The sequence below is a fragment of the Paenisporosarcina quisquiliarum genome, from assembly GCF_043641925.1.
In the GTDB taxonomy this organism is placed as follows: Bacteria; Bacillota; Bacilli; order Bacillales_A; family Planococcaceae; genus Paenisporosarcina; species Paenisporosarcina quisquiliarum_A.
Window position 1 is genome coordinate 27,865 of record NZ_JBHZRU010000026.1, and the last position, 19,429, is coordinate 47,293.

Annotated in this window: 21 protein-coding genes and 1 tRNA gene; 6 read left to right on the forward strand and 16 right to left on the reverse strand. The window is 37.5% G+C overall.

All coding sequences use genetic code 11. The features are described from left to right. Positions 1 to 5: 5 nt before the first annotated feature. From zwf to gndA, 3 genes are read left to right on the forward strand one after another with little or no spacing between them, the layout of a single operon-like run. Positions 6 to 1,451, forward strand: coding sequence for a glucose-6-phosphate dehydrogenase (zwf, locus tag ACHUE4_RS15955; RefSeq protein ID WP_394191882.1), 1,446 nt, complete (start codon positions 6 to 8; stop codon positions 1,449 to 1,451). A gap of 31 nt (positions 1,452 to 1,482) precedes the next feature. Beyond that, complete coding sequence (locus tag ACHUE4_RS15960) at positions 1,483 to 2,826, forward strand: glucose-6-phosphate isomerase (RefSeq protein ID WP_394191838.1); 1,344 nt, start codon at positions 1,483 to 1,485, stop codon at positions 2,824 to 2,826. A 24-nt stretch (positions 2,827 to 2,850) separates the two neighbouring features. Next, positions 2,851 to 4,266, forward strand: a complete 1,416-nt coding sequence (gndA, locus tag ACHUE4_RS15965; RefSeq protein ID WP_394191840.1) for an NADP-dependent phosphogluconate dehydrogenase — start codon at positions 2,851 to 2,853, stop codon at positions 4,264 to 4,266. Between the two features lie 164 nt (positions 4,267 to 4,430). Here the strand turns inward: gndA and ACHUE4_RS15970 are convergent, their stop codons facing one another. The 4 genes from ACHUE4_RS15970 to groES all read right to left on the reverse strand — a co-directional run bounded on the left by ACHUE4_RS15970 (position 4,431) and on the right by groES (position 7,792). Continuing rightward, positions 4,431 to 5,120, reverse strand: a complete 690-nt coding sequence (locus tag ACHUE4_RS15970; protein ID WP_394191842.1) for a phosphatase PAP2 family protein — start codon at positions 5,118 to 5,120, stop codon at positions 4,431 to 4,433. Between the two features lie 318 nt (positions 5,121 to 5,438). Further along, positions 5,439 to 5,573, reverse strand: coding sequence for a hypothetical protein (locus ACHUE4_RS15975; RefSeq protein ID WP_394191884.1), 135 nt, complete (start codon positions 5,571 to 5,573; stop codon positions 5,439 to 5,441). A 260-nt stretch (positions 5,574 to 5,833) separates the two neighbouring features. Then, on the reverse strand, positions 5,834 to 7,468 hold the full coding sequence (gene groL, locus ACHUE4_RS15980; protein WP_394191844.1) for a chaperonin GroEL: 1,635 nt from the start codon (positions 7,466 to 7,468) through the stop codon (positions 5,834 to 5,836). Positions 7,469 to 7,507: 39 nt separating this feature from the next. Beyond that, positions 7,508 to 7,792, reverse strand: a complete 285-nt coding sequence (groES, locus tag ACHUE4_RS15985) for a co-chaperone GroES (protein WP_394191846.1) — start codon at positions 7,790 to 7,792, stop codon at positions 7,508 to 7,510. Positions 7,793 to 7,986: 194 nt separating this feature from the next. On the opposite strand from groES, the gene ACHUE4_RS15990 reads away from it, so the two are divergent. Beyond that, positions 7,987 to 8,721, forward strand: coding sequence for a CPBP family intramembrane glutamic endopeptidase (locus ACHUE4_RS15990; protein ID WP_394191848.1), 735 nt, complete (start codon positions 7,987 to 7,989; stop codon positions 8,719 to 8,721). 78 nt (positions 8,722 to 8,799) lie between these two features. Here ACHUE4_RS15990 and ACHUE4_RS15995 read toward each other — a convergent pair whose 3' ends face one another. From ACHUE4_RS15995 to ACHUE4_RS16025, 7 genes are all read right to left on the reverse strand, one after another. Next, entirely contained in the window at positions 8,800 to 9,219 is a 420-nt protein-coding gene (locus ACHUE4_RS15995; RefSeq protein ID WP_394191850.1) for a VOC family protein, read from the reverse strand. 30 nt (positions 9,220 to 9,249) lie between these two features. Next, a complete protein-coding gene (locus ACHUE4_RS16000; RefSeq protein ID WP_394191852.1) occupies positions 9,250 to 9,723 on the reverse strand; it encodes a hypothetical protein in 474 nt (157 codons plus the stop codon). A 28-nt stretch (positions 9,724 to 9,751) separates the two neighbouring features. Continuing rightward, complete coding sequence (locus ACHUE4_RS16005) at positions 9,752 to 10,303, reverse strand: hypothetical protein (RefSeq protein WP_394191854.1); 552 nt, start codon at positions 10,301 to 10,303, stop codon at positions 9,752 to 9,754. Between the two features lie 100 nt (positions 10,304 to 10,403). Next, on the reverse strand, positions 10,404 to 10,781 hold the full coding sequence (locus ACHUE4_RS16010; RefSeq protein WP_394191856.1) for a hypothetical protein: 378 nt from the start codon (positions 10,779 to 10,781) through the stop codon (positions 10,404 to 10,406). A gap of 107 nt (positions 10,782 to 10,888) precedes the next feature. Continuing rightward, on the reverse strand, positions 10,889 to 11,692 hold the full coding sequence (tatC, locus tag ACHUE4_RS16015) for a twin-arginine translocase subunit TatC (protein WP_394191858.1): 804 nt from the start codon (positions 11,690 to 11,692) through the stop codon (positions 10,889 to 10,891). A gap of 17 nt (positions 11,693 to 11,709) precedes the next feature. Beyond that, positions 11,710 to 11,904, reverse strand: coding sequence for a twin-arginine translocase TatA/TatE family subunit (locus ACHUE4_RS16020; RefSeq protein ID WP_394191860.1), 195 nt, complete (start codon positions 11,902 to 11,904; stop codon positions 11,710 to 11,712). A 63-nt stretch (positions 11,905 to 11,967) separates the two neighbouring features. Beyond that, on the reverse strand, positions 11,968 to 12,624 hold the full coding sequence (locus ACHUE4_RS16025; RefSeq protein WP_394191862.1) for a redox-sensing transcriptional repressor Rex: 657 nt from the start codon (positions 12,622 to 12,624) through the stop codon (positions 11,968 to 11,970). Positions 12,625 to 12,748: 124 nt separating this feature from the next. Here ACHUE4_RS16025 and ACHUE4_RS16030 point away from each other — a divergent pair, with 124 nt between their 5' ends. Beyond that, on the forward strand, positions 12,749 to 14,680 hold the full coding sequence (locus ACHUE4_RS16030) for an ABC-F family ATP-binding cassette domain-containing protein (protein ID WP_394191864.1): 1,932 nt from the start codon (positions 12,749 to 12,751) through the stop codon (positions 14,678 to 14,680). A gap of 774 nt (positions 14,681 to 15,454) precedes the next feature. On the opposite strand, the gene tsaD is transcribed toward ACHUE4_RS16030, so the two are convergent. From tsaD to ACHUE4_RS16055, 5 genes are all read right to left on the reverse strand, one after another. Then, positions 15,455 to 16,477, reverse strand: a complete 1,023-nt coding sequence (tsaD, locus tag ACHUE4_RS16035; RefSeq protein ID WP_394191866.1) for a tRNA (adenosine(37)-N6)-threonylcarbamoyltransferase complex transferase subunit TsaD — start codon at positions 16,475 to 16,477, stop codon at positions 15,455 to 15,457. Beyond that, positions 16,474 to 16,929: a ribosomal protein S18-alanine N-acetyltransferase gene (gene rimI / locus ACHUE4_RS16040; RefSeq protein ID WP_394191868.1), complete on the reverse strand. Its 456-nt coding sequence runs from the start codon at positions 16,927 to 16,929 to the stop codon at positions 16,474 to 16,476. Before rimI ends, tsaD begins: the two co-directional genes overlap by 4 nt. Beyond that, positions 16,922 to 17,632 (reverse strand): tRNA (adenosine(37)-N6)-threonylcarbamoyltransferase complex dimerization subunit type 1 TsaB, encoded by a 711-nt coding sequence (gene tsaB, locus ACHUE4_RS16045; protein ID WP_394191870.1) that lies wholly within the window; start codon positions 17,630 to 17,632, stop codon positions 16,922 to 16,924. The genes rimI and tsaB overlap by 8 nt, the downstream gene beginning before the upstream one ends. Then, positions 17,629 to 18,081: a tRNA (adenosine(37)-N6)-threonylcarbamoyltransferase complex ATPase subunit type 1 TsaE gene (tsaE, locus tag ACHUE4_RS16050; RefSeq protein ID WP_394191872.1), complete on the reverse strand. Its 453-nt coding sequence runs from the start codon at positions 18,079 to 18,081 to the stop codon at positions 17,629 to 17,631. The genes tsaB and tsaE overlap by 4 nt, the downstream gene beginning before the upstream one ends. A gap of 151 nt (positions 18,082 to 18,232) precedes the next feature. Then, positions 18,233 to 18,308 (reverse strand) — tRNA-Asp (locus ACHUE4_RS16055). A gap of 183 nt (positions 18,309 to 18,491) precedes the next feature. On the opposite strand from ACHUE4_RS16055, the gene ACHUE4_RS16060 reads away from it, so the two are divergent. Next, positions 18,492 to 19,100: a hypothetical protein gene (locus tag ACHUE4_RS16060; RefSeq protein WP_394191874.1), complete on the forward strand. Its 609-nt coding sequence runs from the start codon at positions 18,492 to 18,494 to the stop codon at positions 19,098 to 19,100. The last annotated feature ends 329 nt before the right edge of the window (positions 19,101 to 19,429 follow it).

The window sequence follows — 19,429 nt, forward strand, 5'->3', positions numbered from 1 at the left end:
GGTTCATGCAAGACATGACATTTGTATTATTTGGAGCAACGGGAGACTTAGCACAACGAAAATTATTTCCTGCTTTATATAATTTATACCTTGATGGTAAATTACCCGATACCATTTCTATAGTTGGTTTAGGCAGAAACTATTGTTCAAACGAAGAGTTTCAGTCCAAGGTGGAAAGAGCTCTTCAAGCATACTCAAGAAGACCTGTACAACCTTCTGGTTTACAAGATTTTTTATCCAAATTCCGGTACTGTGCATTTGATGCGACAGACAAAGATTCCTATTACAATTTGCACGAACTCATTAAAAAAAGAGAAATTGAGCTAGGTATTCCACAAAACCGGCTATTCTATTTGTCTGTTGGACCAAGTCTGGTTGATGTTATTACGTCAAATCTTAATTCAAGTGGTATTTGCCAAAACAAAGGATGGAAACGTCTCATCGTTGAAAAACCATTTGGAAGTAACCTAGAAACGGCAAGACAATTAAATAAAAACTTGAGCAAAACTTTCAGCGAAGATGAAATCTACAGAATTGATCACTATCTAGGGAAACCAATGGTACAAAATCTTGAAACCTTAGTTTTAGCCAATCCAGCACTTAAATCATTACTAGATCATAAACAAATTTCGAATGTCCAAATTACAGCAAGTGAAACAGTTGGGGTCGAAACTAGGGCTGATTATTATGATAAAGCAGGAGCCATTCGAGATATGGTACAAAACCATCTTCTTCAGTTAGTGATGATGACAGCCATTTACCTCCCAGAGAAAATAACGGCAAATGAAATTCGTGTTAAAAAGATGGAAATTATCGAATCTCTTCGGCCAATCGTAAAAGAAAATGCATACAAGGATGTTGTCCGCGGTCAGTACGAGTCTGGGGAGATTCAAGGTACTTCAGTTATTGGCTATAAGGAAGAGCCCGGTGTTGATGGTTCCTCAAAAAATGATACTTTTTTCGCGGCTCGCTTATATATTGATAATCCATCTTGGAGTGGAATCCCTTTTTATATACGCACGGGGAAAAGATTGGATCAGAAGTCTACACGGATTGTCATTGAGTTTAAGAACACGATGAAAAATTCAGATGTGTTACAAGGAATCACTCCGAATTTATTGATCCTCGAGATCAGTCCAAACGAAAGTATTTCTTTACGGGTGAACATGAAAGATCCATCTAGTAATCGTTTTGAACCTGTTTGGATTAACTTCTCAACCAATTCGGAAAGTCTGCCGGAAGCATATGAACTTCTTCTATTTGATGCAATGCTCGGTAACGCTACCTTCTTCTCTCATTGGAAAGAAGTCGAATTATCATGGGAGTGGATTCAACCGTTATTAGAAGCATATCAGGAGGATCTGTTACCTTTATATTCCTATCCTGCAGGTTCGACTGGTCCAGAAGAAGCAAATCAGCTATTGCAATCCAATCAATTTAAGTGGTGGTAGAAAAAAATATTAAAAAAAGGAGATATGAGATATGACCGTTTCATTTGATTTCACCAATGTTTTATCATTCATGAAAAATAGTGAGTTTGAAAATTTAAGTGACTTTGTAAAACAAGCGCATAACCAAATTCATCAACAAACTGGCCCAGGATCTGATTACTTAGGATGGGTTGACTGGCCAATTACCTACGACAAAGAGGAATTTGACAGAGTGAAGCTAGCTGCTAAACGAATTCAACAACAGTCAGACGCGCTGATTGTTATTGGTATTGGAGGCTCTTATCTAGGGTCAAAAGCAGCAATCGAGGCTTTATCCCATACATTTCATAACCAAATCAAAGGAAATACGGAAGTTTATTTTGCTGGACATAATATTAGCTCGACCTATATCGAACATTTACTTCAGGTATTAGAAGGAAAAGACGTTTCTATTAATGTCATTTCCAAGTCAGGGACTACAACAGAGCCTGCTTTAGCATTCCGTATTTTCCGCAATTTTATGGAGAAAAAGTATGGCAAAGCAGAAGCAAGGAATCGAATTTATGTGACGACAGATCAAAGCAAGGGTGCACTTCGTAAACTTGCAGGCGAAGAAGGATACGAAACGTTTGTTATTCCAGACGATATTGGTGGACGGTATTCAGTTCTGACACCTGTAGGTTTACTTCCAATGGCAGTAGCAGGACTGAACATTGACCAAGTGATGGATGGAGCAAAAGCTGCCTATCACAAATACAATGATTCTAATCTTGCGACCAATTCAAGTTACCAATATGCCGCAGTAAGAAATATTTTCTATAATAAAGGGAAATCAGTTGAATTGTTTGTAAGCTATGAGCCAGGCCTACACTTTGTGGCGGAATGGTGGAAACAACTTTTCGGAGAAAGTGAAGGAAAGGATGAAAAAGGCCTCTTCCCTGCCTCAGTTAACTTTACAACCGATTTGCACTCGATGGGACAATACGTTCAAGAAGGTCGTAGGCTTTTAATTGAAACTGTTCTACAGGTTAAAAAACCGGCAATTGAACGTATTATTGAAGCGGATCCTGAAAATATTGACGGATTAAATTTCCTTACTGGAAAAACAATGGATGAAGTGAACAAAAAAGCAGCTCTTGGAACGACCCTTGCTCATATTGATGGCGGTGTTCCGAATTTATTAATCGAATTAGATGAACTTAACGAATTCACTTTTGGGGAATTGGTTTATTTCTTTGAAAAAGCTTGCGCGATCAGTGGAACTTTACTTGGCGTTAATCCATTTGACCAGCCAGGAGTCGAGGCGTATAAAACGAATATGTTTGCATTACTCGGCAAAGATGGTTTTTTAAAAGAAAAAGAAGAATTAGAGAATCGACTATCCACATTAGGATAAAAGCAAAAGAAATGAGGTAAGTATATGACGAAACAACAAATAGGTGTTATCGGTTTAGGCGTAATGGGATTGAATCTTGCGCTAAATATGGAAAGCAAAGGCTTTTCTGTTTCGGTTTACGATTACTGGACAGATCGAACAGAAGAATTTTCTACGAAAGAAGCGAAAGGTAAAAATATTCAAGGTGCCTTCAGCTTAGAAGAATTTGTCGCTTCTTTAGAACTTCCACGCAAGATTTTATTGATGGTAAAGGCTGGAGAAACAACTGATTCGGTCATCGATTCTCTTATTCCCCATCTTCAACAAGGGGATATTCTGATGGATGGCGGAAATTCATTTTATGAAGACACGAATAGACGTACCGCAAAATTACAGGCATTAGGTTTGAATTTCATTGGTGCCGGCGTTTCGGGTGGAGAAGAAGGCGCACGAACGGGTCCTTCTATTATGCCTGGTGGACCAAAAGAAGCTTACGAACAGGTTCAACCAATTCTTGATGCCATTTCTGCAAAAGTCGACGGCACTCCATGCAGCACATACATGGGACCAGATGGAGCAGGACATTATGTGAAGATGGTTCATAATGGGATTGAATATGGAGATATGCAGCTGATTTCTGAAGCGTATTTCATCATGAAACATGCACTTGGTCTTTCAGCTCAAGAATTGCATGAAATCTTTTCTGAGTGGAATAAAGGAGAACTTGATAGCTACCTGATCGAGATCACTGCGGACATTTTCACTAAGATGGATGATGAAACCGGGAACCCACTTGTTGATCAGATTTTAGATGTAGCTGGTCAAAAAGGGACAGGAAAATGGACAAGTCAAAATGCTTTAGATTTAGGTGTCTCTCTCCCAATCGTTACTGAATCCGTATTTGCGAGATTTATTTCTTCTATTAAAGAAGAACGAGTGGCAGCAAGTAAAATACTTAAAGGTCCTGAATCGAAAAAGTATGAAGGTGATCCAAAAGAATTGATTGAAGCGATTCGTAAAGCGCTGTATATGAGTAAAATATGTTCGTATGCCCAAGGTTTTGCACAAATGCGTGCAGCATCTGAGGAGTATGGCTGGAACATTCCTTACGGGGATGTAGCGATGATTTTCCGTGGAGGATGTATTATTCGAGCACAGTTCTTACAAAAGATTAAAGAGGCATTTGATCAGAACAGTGACTTACCTAACCTATTAGTGGATCCATACTTCCAAGAAATCGTTGGTGACTATCAGAGTTCACTTCGAGAAGTACTAGCCTTGGCAATCCAAAAAGGAATTCCAACTCCTGCTTTCTCAAGTGCATTAGCTTACTATGATAGCTATCGTACAGAAACTTTGCCAGCTAATTTGATCCAAGCACAACGTGATTACTTTGGTGCACATACGTATGAACGATTAGATAAAGATGGATCGTTCCATACGGATTGGTCGGCTAAATAAGTAGTAACAACAATAAAGCATCAGGTTTTGAAACAACATACAGTTGTTTCGTGCCTGATGCTTTTTCCTGTTTTTGTATTTGTACAAAAAATATCGTCTATAAACAACTATTATTTATAACTGTACACAGAGAATATTCTATCCACACAGGATCTTAGTTAATTTTACAATTCATTTTTTGCTTTTCTTCCACTATGCCATAAAGTAATTTCAAGTATTGCAATACAGCTGAGAAGCCATGTCAGACCAAGTGCCAGCCCACCGATTACGTCTGTAAAGTAATGCACGCCGAGTGGAAGGCGACTAAAGGCAATTAATAATATTAAGACTCCAAGAGAGATGTTAATTAACCATTTTGCTAAAGCATTCAGTTTACTTCTGATGACCAAATACATAATAAATCCGTAAAAGACAATCGGGGCGGTTGAATGACCGCTTGGAAAACTGTATCCAGTTCCATCGTACTCCTCAAATATATTCGGGCGATCTCTTGAAAATGCAGCTTTAAGCCCACTAATCAAGATTGTAATTCCACCCATAGCAATAACAAAATAAACAATCCTCCACTTTTTCCGCTCATAAAAATACCACAGCACGCCAAGCATTATAAAAGATGCTACAGACAGCGCCCAGACAGATCCGAGTTCTGTTATCCAAGCGAAAAAGGTAATAACTTCAGGTGTTGCAAGACTTTCAGCAAAGTCCGCTGCATACCTGTCAATCATAAACTTCTCCTTCTCCAGCACCTCTTCACCAAGCTCTATAAATATGTAAAAACCTCCGCCTATTATTAGAAGCGCAGTTACAATTAACATATAGGTTTTAACAGGTATTCTCTTTAATGTATTTATCATATTTACGCACTCCCCAAATTCAATTGTAATATTACGCTTTCCCTGTTTCGAGACAGGGGAAACGTGATAACTGTAGTGAACATCCCTGTGCAGCACATATTGATGAAATAATATTTAATTTGATTCAAAAAGCAAGTAAAGTTTGTACTAGAAAAACAGCACACTTACTAAACTGCATAAGATTTTACAAACAAAAATAAGACTACTTCCTTTTTTAGGAAGTAGTCTTATTCTTGCTGACTATTTATACATTAGAGAGCTTCTTGTGCTCACTTGTAGCTGATGAACCCGTTATATGTTTTCATTGATTCATTGATATTATTTATCTTCTTGTTCTTGTTTCTTTTTTAAATACTCCGCACGTATTTTTTCAAGTTGCTGCTTTTTATCAAATTTGGCAGGCTTCTGTTTTTCATGATACTTTGTCACAGCTGCCTTACCTTTGGTATCCAAATGATATTTCCCCACTTTGTTCACCTACTTTTCTTGTCCTGAAAGAGAATCTATTCAACAAATATAATATACCTTATTTTACTGAAGTAAACCTTAAAGAGCATAAAAAAACCACCTCCCAAGAGTTAATCTCGGGAAATGGTAATTGCTTTACGTTTAAATAGTGAGTTACACCAATTTAGAAAAAGTGAATATTTCTCTAAAAATTTAAGCTCATTTTACAAGTTCTACGAGAGTTGTAAAAGTTACTCAAACCTTAATTACATCATGCCGCCCATGCCACCCATATCAGGCATGCCCATTCCACCACCTGCATTTTTGTCAGGGATGTCTGCAACTACTGCTTCAGTAGTTAAGAACATTGCTGCTACAGATGCTGCGTTTTGAAGTGCAGAACGTGTCACTTTCGTTGGATCGACGATTCCCGCTTCCATCATGTTTACCCATTCGCCGTTAGCTGCGTTGAAACCGATACCGATTTCTTCACGCTTCAAGCGGTCAACGATGATTGAACCTTCAAGACCTGCATTGTTTGCGATTTGACGGACTGGCTCTTCAAGTGCACGAAGAACGATTTTCACACCAGTTGCAACGTCGCCTACTTCAGATGAAGTCATTTCTACTACTTTGTTATATACGTTTACTAGTGCAGTACCACCACCAGAAACGATACCTTCTTCAACTGCTGCACGTGTAGAGTTTAATGCATCTTCAATACGAAGTTTGCGCTCTTTTAGTTCTGTTTCAGTTGCTGCACCGACTTTAATTACGGCAACACCACCTGAAAGTTTAGCTAAACGTTCTTGTAGTTTTTCTTTATCAAATTCAGAAGTTGTATCTTCTAATTGTGAACGGATTTGGCTTACGCGACCAGTGATTCTGTCAGGTTGGCCAGCACCTTCAACGATTGTTGTGTTTTCTTTAGTAACAACAACTTTCGCTGCGCGTCCTAATTGAGAGATATTAGCTGATTTCAAGTCCAATCCAAGTTCTTCCGTAATTACTTCAGCACCTGTTAAGATTGCGATATCTTCTAGCATCGCTTTACGACGATCACCGAATCCTGGAGCTTTAACAGCTACAGCATTAAATGTACCACGTAATTTATTCACAACTAATGTTGCTAATGCTTCGCCTTCAACGTCTTCAGCGATTAAGATCAACGGTTTACCTTGTTGAACTACTTGCTCTAAAACTGGAAGGATTTCTTGAATACTTGTGATTTTTTTGTCTGTAATTAAGATATATGGATTTTCTAAAATAGCTTCCATTTTCTCTGAATCAGTTACCATGTATGGAGATGCATATCCACGGTCGAATTGCATACCTTCAACTACATCAAGTTCAGTAGTGAATCCTTTAGATTCTTCAATCGTAATAACGCCGTCGTTCCCAACGCGCTCCATCGCTTCAGCGATTAATTGACCTACTTCTTCGTCAGCTGCAGAGATTGCTGCTACTTGAGCAATTGACTCTTTTCCTTCGATTTCTTTAGAGATATCTTTTAACTCAGTTACTGCTGCAGCAACTGCTTTTTCGATCCCTTTACGGATACCTACTGGGTTTGCACCGGCTGTAACGTTTTTCAAACCTTCACGAATCATTGCTTGAGCAAGAACCGTTGCAGTTGTTGTACCGTCTCCAGCGATTTCATTTGTTTTAGAAGCTACTTCAGCAACAAGCTTAGCACCCATGTTTTCAAATGGATCGTCAAGTTCGATTTCTTTTGCAATCGTTACGCCGTCATTTGTGATTAGTGGTGAGCCAAATTTTTTCTCCAGAACGACATTACGTCCTTTTGGTCCAAGTGTTACTTTAACAGCGTCTGCCAATTTATCTACACCGCGAAGCATTAAGCTGCGCGCGTCTTCACTAAATTTAATTTCTTTTGCCATTTAATAAACCCTCCTAGTAGTTGGTTGATTATTTATTTATTAGCCAATTACAGCTAAAACATCGCTCTCGCGTAAAATTAAGAATTCAGTGCCCTGGAATTTCACTTCTGTACCAGAGTATTTAGAGAAGATGATTTTGTCTCCTTCTTTAACATCTAGCTCGACACGTGTGCCATTGTCTAAAATTCGTCCAGTACCAACTGCTACTACTTTGCCTTCTTGTGGCTTCTCCTTAGCAGAGTCTGGAAGTACAATACCGAATGCTGACTTTTCTTCAGACTCGACTAATTCAATTACGATACGATCGCCTAATGGTTTTAACAAGTGAAACAACCTCCCTGATTGGTTAAATATGTTTTATTAGCACTCTCAGTCTTTGAGTGCTAACACAAGTATTATCATAATGAATTGGCTGAATTTTTGCAAGTAGGAACTCGTAAATTTTTGTATTCTTTGCGAGGCTTTTCAAAAAGCTCTACAATATAAATAGAACTTCTTAGAATGAAAGGACTTACCTCGTGAAAAATAACAAAACCGCATTTTATTTAATCATGGTATATATCACTATGCAGCTTTCTGGACTACTTTTTGCACCCTTGCTTTACATGTTCTTTTCTTCTCAGAATGGCACATCCACAGAACGTGCTGAATTACTCGCGAGTGGTTGGTGGGTATTCATCAGTATGTCAGTAGCTACACTTATCTTTGTCGCCATTATTCGAAAGGATAAAACCTTTTTTAATAACTTACGTGGCAAACAAAGTTCCATTGGCGTTTCTGTCCTTTACGGAATTCTAGGTTTCTTCCTTGTTTTATTTGGCCAAACGATGGCTGCTTTAATAGAACAACAACTTGGAATTGACCCGGGTTCAGAAAACACCACCATGTTCATGACGATTGCAAAAACGGCTCCTGTTACAATTCTTTCAATTGCAATTTTTGCTCCGATTTTAGAGGAACTAATCTTTAGACGCGTAATCTTTGGAACTCTTGTCCAAACGACTAACTTCTTTATAGCTGGATCTGTTAGTGCAATTGTGTTTGCGATTATCCATTTTGATTTTACACACATACTACTCTATGCGGTATCAGGATTTATATTCGCCTATTTGTACTATAAAACGAAACGAATTCTCACTTCGATTATTGCCCATATGTTATTAAATGGCTTTGTCGTCCTCGTTCAACTAAATCAAGACGTCATTCAAAAGATGCAACCGAAACTTGAAATGATTTTGAATTTGTTTTATTGAAATCAAATCAAAACTCCTAATCGAAAGTAAGAGAAAGCACATTTTAGGCTAATCTAAAATGTGCTTTCTCTTTGATTTCTATTCAGAAATAAAATACCTTTCCTTGAAAACTGGACTTAATTCACTCCAAACGTCAAATTTATTGCCATCTAGATCGGTGAAGACGAAATTTTTGCCAGAGTGACCTCTATCTTCAATTACACCAACTCTTATTTGCTTTTCAATAAAGTCTTTATGTATAGCTTCTAATGCATTTAACCCATTCACTTCAAATGTGATAGAAAAACGCTCCGTTCCGTAACAATCATGAAAATTAGAGCTCTGGTTTTCAATTGATTTAACAAGGAAGAAACTTTGGTTTGCAAAGTTTAATATTGCTTTATCATCGTCCTTATAGCTTAACTCTGCCCCTAATTTAATGACATACCATTCAGATGAAAGTTCAACGTCAGAAACTGGGATATAAATAGTTCCAACCCTCAATAATGTTTCATTCACTCTGATTGCCTCCTTTTCCTATATCGATAGTTATTTACTATCAGCCAAAATGTTTAGTCCACCAGCTATGCCAAAAGGGATTTCCTTGTTTCCTTCTTTCACAAAACCTTTCAATTCTACATCCGGATTCTCAAAATCAAGTAAATCATTATCTGAAAAAACCTCTTTTATGGGTGCAGAAAAAGAAAATTGAATGGACTCTCCTGATTTTAATGTTACTGGTTTTACCGTATTAACTGTTTTCCCTTCAATTACGAAAGGATTTTCCTTGTTACCATTCGATATTTTAATGGGGTAACTCATAGTTAATATTAGATGAGTTAATTCAAATCCCGTTTCATTTTTCATTTCAATAGTATACGAGGTATATTCACTCGTTGATTTAGTATCGACTACATAAAACATAATTTTTTCATCATTAAATTCATCAAAACTAGGTGAACAAGCGACTAATAAACTTACGAAGATTATTGCAGTGATTTTCATTGATAGCTTATACTTCATTTTCTACCCCCGCGTAAAAATTCGAGACTTATTGACCATACTCAATAAATTCACCTTTGTCGGGTGAAAGTTTATTCCACTTGTATTTAATTCGATATTGATTATTTAATTCCATTTGATTAAATGTATCTACGGATACTTCGACTTTCTTACCTTCAAGAAATAAATAATATTTATCGTTCTCATACAATTTATTATGATTTTCAATCGTATAATAACCTTCGGCTATTCCACCATGCAACTCATAAAAAATCTCTTTCACAAGAAAGATAGTTAGGCAAATTAATATCACATGTCTTAAAGTTACCCACGAACTTGGTTTCTCTCTGTATGTAAAGGTGTATTTGATTTGAAAATATAGATAGGTAAAGAAGGCAAATGGAAAGAAAATCATACAAATAAAAAAATATCCATGTAACATTTCAGATAAGTTATAGTAAAATTCGTTTATAAATGGAATCTGTGCAATTCGTAGACTAACAAAACCAGTCATTACAAGGCCAAATAAAAAGTATAAAGTGTTTGTTTTCTTTTGAAATAGCATCCGCTCTTTATTTTTCGACTTTAAGATATCATCCATCTCATTTGGCCTCGCTTCAATTTAAAAAGTTTAGAAATCACCTTTAATCAAATTAATTCAACACGTTCAGACAAATACCTGCATTTTAATTTCGCAAGTTTTAATTGAGAGTTTGACTTGTTCCATACCTCTCCCCATTTTCATCTTGCAAAATACGCTCCCCAATTCGTTGTAGCTCCAATGACAATTCATCCCCACTTGTAATGAAGTAGGTATCTCCTTTTGTTTTAACTTGAATGTCTCGATATACAACCTCAGAGGGTTCCTTCCCTTCTCCTTCCTTAGGATCCATATCAGGTTTTATTTCAAGACCACTTTGGATAATTGTTAAGCTACCTTCACTGAAAATGAGTTGATTACTTTGGTTATCTTGCTCAAAAAATATGATGTCTTCTAAGTGACTTTTCTCTGCTGGATATTCGTTTGTACATGCTGCCAAAAAGAACATTGAGAATAGCACTACCCACAATTTTTTCATTTCTCTCTCCTCCAATTTTTCACAATGCTTTCGTTTATTTACGAAATGAAATCACTTTAGTTTCAATATTTGGAAATTAATGAAAAACAAAAAAACCTTCCACCAAATCATTCCGGTGGAAGGTTTTCGTTACGTCGTCTATTTGCTTCATCAACTAGTGATTGGTGCTCTTCACGTTGACGTAATTCTTCTGATTTCAAATACTTTTTGTATCCGACACGTGAAACCATGACACTCAGTTCATATAACGCGAACAAAGGCACCGTGACGATCAGGTGAGAAATAATATCTGGTGGCGTGATAAATGCCGCTATTACAAATAAAACAAAATATGCATATTTCCTTACTTTCACCATCAACATTGGTGTAATTACGCCAAGTCGAGTTAAAAATAATAACACGATTGGTAATTGAAAAATAATACCGAAGGGAATCGTAATTTGGAATAGGAAATTGAAGTAGTCATTGATTCCAATTACTTGGTTTATTCCTAAATCTATAGCTAGTATGATCATAAAGTGAATGACATAAGGAAATAACACTTTATATGAAAACAAAATTCCCGCTACAAATAATAAGAAAGTAAAAGGGATATAGCTAAGGGTTGCTTTTCTCTCAGGTTCATAAAGACCCGGACTTACAAATCCCCATAGTTGATATAGAATCACGGGAGACGTGAGTAAGAACGCAACAAATAGTATAACTTTTAGGTAAATCATGATTGGATCCGTAATCGTAAATGCATGAAGCGGTAACGATTTGGCTTCTTCACTGTATTGTAAGAAGTTTATTAATGGTTCAGCAATAAAGAAACTTGCCACTACTGCAATAACAAAGAAAACGACGATAATCATCAGTCGTTTTCTTATTTCATCTATATGTTCAACGAGTGTTAAGTCTTTTTCATTCATTGAATGTTCATCCTAACTTACTTCAGTTCGTCTTTTTGAACGTCTATTTTCTTTTTATCTTCTTCGTCATCATCTGCTAAACCTTTTGTAGCATTTTTAAACTCACGTAATGAAGAACCAAACGCTTTACCTAGTTCAGGTAATTTTTTAGGACCGAACACAAGTAATGCGACGATACCGATAATGATTAAACTTAATGGACCTGGAGACATTGCAGACACCTCCTTATAGTGTGATTTCATTTTAACGTATTTGCCGAATCTATGCTAATGCTACTATGAACGATGTGTGAACGTTTCCTCGTCCTGTCTAATCAAGTAAATCAAGGTCTGTAATTCAACTGATAAATCAATCGTATGTACACGAATAGAATCAGGCACAGATAAACGAACTGGGGTGAAATTTAGAATCCCTTTTACATTCGTTTTGGTTAGTCGATCGGTTACTTCTTGCGCAGCGCGTGAAGGCACAGTTAAAATGACGAGTTCGATTCCAAACTCTTTGATTTTTTCTTCTAATTTACTAGGTTCGAAAACAGGAATATCACTCATCATCGTACCGTCTTCAGTGGCACTTGTATCAAATGCGAGCACAATACGTGTATTGTGATTTTTATGGAAATTGTATTTCAAAAAAGCAGTTCCTAAACTACCTACCCCAATCAAAGCGACATTCGTTTCTTCATCCTGGTCTAATGTTTGACGGAAGAATTCTAAAAGATGAGGGACATCATAACCGTATCCTTTTCTTCCTAACGCTCCAAAATGAGAAAAGTCTCTTCGAATCGTTGCAGGGTCGATTTTCATGGCATCACTTAACTCTTGTGAAGACACGCGTTTTTTGCCAGTGCTCGATAAATTTTGAATAAAACGATAGTAAAGTGGCAGTCGTTTTGTCGTGGCTTGTGGAATTTTAATCGGTTCTTGTTTCATGCAGTTCCTCCTGCGATTTAAGCGAAATCGATTCCATCTTACATCAGTCGTTTGTATAAGTAAAGTTCGGTCGTTGCAAGTGTTTGAACCATCCTTTAAACTAAGTGAGAACTGAGGTGGAATTATGATTGTCTTACAAGTGAACCAATTACATAAATCGTTTGTTGTAGATGAAATATTAAGCGGGGTTAAACTCGAAATTAATCATCGTGATCGTGTTGCGTTAGTCGGTCGAAATGGTGCTGGAAAGTCAACACTCTTAAAAATTATTGCTGGTGAAATGTCATACGATTCAGGTGAAATCATCATTCCTAAAGGCACAAAGGTTGGCTACATGGAGCAACACGCTGGAATCGATTCCGACCTATCCATTTGGGATGAAATGATGACCATATTTGCACATCATCAAGCTGCAGAACAAGAACTTCGAACCCTTGAAAAGCAAATGGCGGACCCTTCAATCTATGAAGATGCGGAAGCATACGCCCGATTAATGGCTGATTATGACATAAAACAAGTGAATTTTAAGGATTCAGGTGGTTATCAATACGAAGCTGATACCCGCTCCGTGCTTCACGGGATGCAATTCTTTCCTGAAGATTTCACAAAACCAATTCAATCCTTGTCTGGTGGTCAAAAAACGCGATTAGCCTTAGCTAAACTCCTTTTAACAAAACCAGACTTATTGATTTTAGATGAACCTACTAACCATTTAGATATTGATACACTAAGTTGGCTTGAGCGTTATTTACAAGGATATCCAGGTGCTATTTTAATCGTTTCCCATGACCGCTATTTCCTCGATCAAGTTGTAAACTTTGTCTATGAAGTATCTCGTCATAAAGTAAAACGCTTTGTCGGGAACTACAGTGCCTATTTGGATGAGAAAGCGAAAACGTATGAACGCGATTTAAAGACGTTTGATAAACAGCAGGAAGAAAAAGCGAAACTCGAAGATTTCGTACAACGGAATTTAGCTCGAGCGTCCACGACGAAAATGGCACAATCGAGACGTAAGGTTTTAGAGAAAACGGATTGGATGGATTCACCTGATGGATCGGAAAAATCCGCAAATTTCGGCTTCTCAATTGAACGTCAAAGCGGAAATGATGTTTTAGCAATAGATCAGATGACCGTTGGATATGCTGGGAAACCCGTTTCAACAGATGTGAATCTTCGTGTATTCCGAGAGGATCGAATTGCTTTAGTCGGACCAAACGGCGTGGGTAAATCCACTTTATTAAAAACTGTCGTTAAAGACATTCCGCCAATTAGCGGAAATATCAAATACGGCACGAATGTACAATTTGGCTATTATGACCAAGAACAAGCGAAACTAACTGGCAGCCGGTCAGTTTTAAAAGAACTTTGGGATGAATGGCCGTTGATGAATGAAAAAGATGTTCGGAATGTATTAGGTCGCTTCTTATTTAGCGGGGATGACGTAACGAAGTCCATTTCTTCATTGTCAGGTGGCGAAAAAGCACGCGTTGCCTTAGCTAAATTAATGATGTTGAAATCAAATACGTTAATTCTCGATGAACCAACCAACCATTTGGACCTTGATAGTAAGGAAGTTCTTGAAAACGCATTGATAGACTACCCGGGAACCATTCTATTTGTTTCGCATGATCGCTACTTTATTAATCGAATAGCTACAAAGGTTATTGAGTTATCAAGTGACGGCGCATTTGAGTATTTAGGCGACTATGATTACTACGTAGAAAAGAAAAAAGAGTTAGAAGAAATTAGATTAGAAAAAATGGGGCTTCAAGAAGTTGAATCTCCCTCTGTTAAACAATCTACTTCAACGATTGATAAAGACGCGAAGAAAAGAGAACGTCAAATCACACGTCGATTAGAAGATTTAGAAGTTGAATTACAAACGATTGAAGGCAAGATCCAATTGGTTGAAGAGAAGCTTTGCGATCCAGCTATTTTTCAAGACCACGAACAGTTAATGTCCCTTCAGAAAGAATTAGATTCAGTTAAACATGAGCAAGATGTATACATGACTGAATGGGTTGAATTAGAAGAAGAATTGGAAAATTTATAACTTTTATCATTTTTGCCACATGGGAGACTATGTGGCATTTATTTCGCATTCTTTCGATTATATATATAGGTCAATAGCAAATTTCGATATTTTTCTTTCCACAAATTTATTCACATCAAAAACCTTGATATATCAATCTATCAACAGACTTATCCACACTGTCCACAGGTAAAAAAGTTTTTGTGCACAGTACCGGTGGATTAATGACCTACTATATATTGAATTCCACCTACTTATACACAAGTTATCAACAAATTGTGTATAAGTACAGATGTTCTCTATTGACACTGACCTACTTTTTTGTTTATCAAAAGTTTAGTTTGGGGATATCATATTCTTCATTAAACTTAAAAAACTGCTTAATCGACAATGGAATAAGTTATGTATTTCCTATATGGAATTTCTAAAACATTTTGTTTTTAAATTGACAATACATGCTTACAATTAATGTAACAATTAAAAGGGAGATGTTTTTATGAAAAAGAAAAATACCCCATTACGTGTTGCATATTGGATACCGAATATTTTGTTGTACTTAGGTTTTATTTTCTTATGTTTTTACTCATTAACTAATCTTGAAGGGTTAATTGAAATCAATCGACTTGGAATATATATCTTCATGTCAATTGCATTCCTTTCGGTTGCACTCTTCGGTACTTATCGTATTAAAAGTTGGATCAAGAATGGGCAGTTATAATATTCATCCTGATACAAATCACAAACCTGATTGCCGCAAAAAAAATCGACTTCCTCTTTCGAGAAAATCGATTTTTCTTATTTCCAGTTAAATAACGGCATTCCTGGCTTCCCATTCATAGCCATCGTACTTAAGATTCCTTTTTCAAACATAACCGATCCTGCAGCTGCGATCATTGCTGCATTATCCGTACATAAAAATAATGGTGGCACTGTGAATGGAATGCCTTCATTTTCAAATGTCGTTTCTAATGATGCACGCAGACCTTTATTGGCAGAAACGCCTCCAGCCGCTATAACATGCTTCACATTGAATTCTTTTGCAGCACGTACAGTCTTCGCTGTCAGGACTTCAACGACACTCGCTTGGAACCCAGCAGCAACTGCTCCAGGTTTAATGTCTTCTCCACGTTGTTCCGCATTATGCATATAATTAATCACAGATGATTTTAATCCACTAAAACTAAAATCATACGAACCTTCTTCTAACCAAACACGAGGGAATGCAATGGCTTCTTCTTTAGATTCTTGTGCCAATTTATCAATATGAGGACCGCCTGGATACGGCAGCTTTAAAACTCTCGCTACTTTATCATAGGCCTCTCCTGCTGCATCATCACGTGTTTCTCCAATCAATTCAAACGAACCATGTTCTCGCATCAAAACAATCTCTGTATGGCCCCCAGAAACCACTAAAGCTAACAAAGGAAATTGCATCGGTTCCACCAATTGGTTAGCATAGATATGCCCTGCAATATGATGAACGCCGACTAAAGGCAGTTCATTCGCAAATGCAAATGCTTTAGCTGCGTTAATGCCGATTAATAAAGCCCCTACAAGTCCTGGACCTTCTGTTACAGCGACTGCATCTAAATCGGCTGGTTGAAGGTTTGCTTGCTTCAACGCTTCCTCAATAACTAGCGTCACTTGTTCCACATGATGTCGGGAAGCAATTTCAGGCACGACTCCTCCAAAACGCTTGTGGCTCTCAATTTGAGATGAAACCACGTTAGAGATAATCTCTGTTCCATTACGTACGATGGAAGCAGCTGTTTCATCACAGCTCGTTTCAATTCCTAAAATCAGTTGATCTTTACTCATTTAAATTCCACCCACATAACTAAAGCATCCTCGTTTGTATCTGTGTAATACCCTCTTCGGATGCCTCCATTTTGAAAATCCAGTTTGCGATATAAATTCTGTGCAATTGTATTACTTATTCGAACTTCTAAAGTCATCACAACAACTTCATGTTCTTTCGACACTCGAATGGCTTCTCGCATAAGCCCTTCCCCAATGCCTTGACCTTTAACCGCTTCCGTAACAGCCACATTGGTTATATGACTTTCATCCATCACTAGCCACATCCCACAGAAGCCAACAATTTGTTTGTCATTCGTTTCAGCAACCACATAATAAGCATGTAAATTTGTCGTCATTTCTTGAACAAACGAATCGCGAGTCCAAGGAAGGCTAAATGCCTCATGTTCTATTTTTAATACGGCATCAATATCTTCCACCGTCATTTTACGATAGGAAATCGAATTAGTCATGCGTATTTCCAGCCTTTTTCTGGTCTTCTCTCCAGTTAGCTTCAGCTTCCGTAATACGCTTATAATCAGGCACAAAATGATGCGTAGCTTCATTGGTAGGGATTTCTTTCAATTTAGCTTGAGCAATTAACACAGACGCTCGAGGCAAGTCTTGATAGAACGGCGCTCGAACAGCACGATCGCCTAAAACTGATTGAATCGTATCCCAATGAATCGCAACATCTTGACCAACAAATAAAATATCCTCATCCATATCTGAAACTTTGGCTAATAAATCCTCAAGTGCATAATGACCATCTTCTAGCTTTTGCTCACCTGTATTCGAATAGATAGCAGAAAACACATTTTGTCGACGCGCATCCATAATTGGACAGATAAGGCCGTTGAACATTGTGCCGTTTCCAGCTAATGTTTCTAAGCTCGATACGCCGACTAAAGGAATCTTAAGTGTCCAAGCTAACGTCTTCGCAATCGTGACGCCTATACGAACCCCAGTATACGATCCAGGCCCCTCTGCAACCGCAATTGCATCCAATTCAGATGGTTTTAAGTTAGCTTGTTTCAGAGCCTCTTCTACAGCAGGCATTGCCCCGACTGAATGAGTAATCTTAACAGAACTTGTCCATTCAACTAATAATGTATCATCTTTAACGACAGCCACTGATAAGGGCATATTCGATGTATCAATTCCTAACCAAATCATTCAAATAACTCCTTACATAATTGCTCGTACCGTTCTCCGAATGGCGTTACTTCAAAACGGCGAGCAAATTCATCTTCATAATAGACTTCAATTTGTAATCGTTCTATTGGCAAATCATGTTCAATCAGCTTTGCCCACTCGATGACCGTCACTGCTTCCCCATAGAAAAGCTCATCCCATCCTAAATCTTCTTCACTTCCTGCGAGACGATACACATCTAGATGGTTAAAAGGCAACCTGCCTTCATATTGTTTTAATATCGTAAAAGTCGGACTGTTCACATTGCGAAGAACCCCTAAGCCTTTTGCAAAGCTTTTGGTAAACGTCGTCTTACCAGCTCCCAGATCACCTTCAAGCGTAATTACATCTTGAGCTTGAACCAAAGATCCGAGTTTCTGACCAAATTGTTCCGTTTCTTCTAGTGATGCGACTTGTTTCATGTATGTCATAAATTCATTTCCTTCGCACATATTTTCTCTAGTGTACCGAATACATCACAATACTTCACTTTATTTAAATTAATAATTTTCATAAATCAACGAAACAAAAAATCCACATAGAAAGTTTCCTCTCTTTGCGGATTGATAATTTAAATTAAAATGGCGGTCCCGACGGGAATCGAACCCGCGATCTCCTGCGTGACAGGCAGGCATGTTAACCGCTACACCACGGGACCTCAAATATTTAACGACAAGATTTATTATACCAATGTATGAAATAAAAACAATAGCAAAATTGAAAATAGTTTTAAATATAATAGATTTTATTTTAAAGGTGAATTAAATGAGTGGAATTTTATAGATAAATGGTATAATTTAGATTAATTTCTAACAATTTGATATGTAATTAGGGAGTGTTGATGATCAGAATAAAAACATTCAAGAGTATCACGGCCTTATTCGTCCTATCAATCATTATCCATGCTTTAATCGCTACAAGCATATTTGCATCTATGGACCCTGCAGAAATCAAAAAGAGACATTCGGAAGCACCTTTTCATATCACTGGAGAAGTAATTGAAGATGTGAAGATTAAAGATTTATCAGAAGAAACAGATGGCGCTTATCAATTACGTAAAATGACAATAGAAATTGATGAAGTGATTAAAAGTGAGGATAGTGAGGCACAGGCTACAAGTGTCGAAGTATTCTACTCTTATCTACCTTTATGGCGTGCGAGAGAATATGTTGGTGGAAAGCCAATGGATATTACGATCAATGACGTTATCGAAATTTGGCTATACAAAGGAGAATATGGCTGGGAACCAGTTCTTTCAGGATATTCTGTTGAACATATTAAATATATAGAAAAACGCAATGAACCCATTCCCGAACCTTTTTTTCACTATATGGAAAGAACGATGGCAACCAACATTCAATATAATTTAAGTGGCGTAGTGATGATTGGAATCGCATTTTCAATACTAGTCATGTTCTATATTGGATTTAGAAAGCGAAGCACCCGTTAAAAATTCGATCAAATAAAAAACGTGTCAGTTGGTTCCCCAACTGACCATTTTTGCGCGTTAAATTGTTTGGATTTCGTGAATTTTAGAATGTGATGCCCGAATCCTTGAATAGCCCATGCGAATGCTAGAATAGCATCGTCCAAATGGAGAACACAATCAGCCAATCCTTGAATACCACCCGCGAAATCGAGAATATCAAAACTCGCCCTACCGCGCTCACCCTAAAAAAGAACACAAAAAAACCAGTACCTTTCGGTACTGATTTCTTAGTGCCTAGCGACGTCCTACTCTCACAGGGGGAAACCCCCAACTACCATCGGCGCTAAAGA

What these genes read in the sequence shown, in the direction of transcription:
- zwf (WP_394191882.1), top strand. Translation starts at nt 6, where the DNA reads ATGCAAGACATGACATTTGTATTATTTGGAGCAACGGGAGACTTAGCA.
- ACHUE4_RS15960 (WP_394191838.1), top strand. Translation starts at nt 1,483, where the DNA reads ATGACCGTTTCATTTGATTTCACCAATGTTTTATCATTCATGAAAAAT.
- gndA (WP_394191840.1), top strand. Translation starts at nt 2,851, where the DNA reads ATGACGAAACAACAAATAGGTGTTATCGGTTTAGGCGTAATGGGATTG.
- ACHUE4_RS15970 (WP_394191842.1), bottom strand. Translation starts at nt 5,120, where the DNA reads ATGATAAATACATTAAAGAGAATACCTGTTAAAACCTATATGTTAATT.
- groL (WP_394191844.1), bottom strand. Translation starts at nt 7,468, where the DNA reads ATGGCAAAAGAAATTAAATTTAGTGAAGACGCGCGCAGCTTAATGCTT.
- ACHUE4_RS16000 (WP_394191852.1), bottom strand. Translation starts at nt 9,723, where the DNA reads ATGAAGTATAAGCTATCAATGAAAATCACTGCAATAATCTTCGTAAGT.
- ACHUE4_RS16005 (WP_394191854.1), bottom strand. Translation starts at nt 10,303, where the DNA reads ATGGATGATATCTTAAAGTCGAAAAATAAAGAGCGGATGCTATTTCAA.
- ACHUE4_RS16010 (WP_394191856.1), bottom strand. Translation starts at nt 10,781, where the DNA reads ATGAAAAAATTGTGGGTAGTGCTATTCTCAATGTTCTTTTTGGCAGCA.
- tatC (WP_394191858.1), bottom strand. Translation starts at nt 11,692, where the DNA reads ATGAATGAAAAAGACTTAACACTCGTTGAACATATAGATGAAATAAGA.
- ACHUE4_RS16020 (WP_394191860.1), bottom strand. Translation starts at nt 11,904, where the DNA reads ATGTCTCCAGGTCCATTAAGTTTAATCATTATCGGTATCGTCGCATTA.
- ACHUE4_RS16025 (WP_394191862.1), bottom strand. Translation starts at nt 12,624, where the DNA reads ATGAAACAAGAACCGATTAAAATTCCACAAGCCACGACAAAACGACTG.
- ACHUE4_RS16030 (WP_394191864.1), top strand. Translation starts at nt 12,749, where the DNA reads ATGATTGTCTTACAAGTGAACCAATTACATAAATCGTTTGTTGTAGAT.
- tsaD (WP_394191866.1), bottom strand. Translation starts at nt 16,477, where the DNA reads ATGAGTAAAGATCAACTGATTTTAGGAATTGAAACGAGCTGTGATGAA.
- rimI (WP_394191868.1), bottom strand. Translation starts at nt 16,929, where the DNA reads ATGACTAATTCGATTTCCTATCGTAAAATGACGGTGGAAGATATTGAT.
- tsaB (WP_394191870.1), bottom strand. Translation starts at nt 17,632, where the DNA reads ATGATTTGGTTAGGAATTGATACATCGAATATGCCCTTATCAGTGGCT.
- tsaE (WP_394191872.1), bottom strand. Translation starts at nt 18,081, where the DNA reads ATGACATACATGAAACAAGTCGCATCACTAGAAGAAACGGAACAATTT.
- ACHUE4_RS16060 (WP_394191874.1), top strand. Translation starts at nt 18,492, where the DNA reads ATGATCAGAATAAAAACATTCAAGAGTATCACGGCCTTATTCGTCCTA.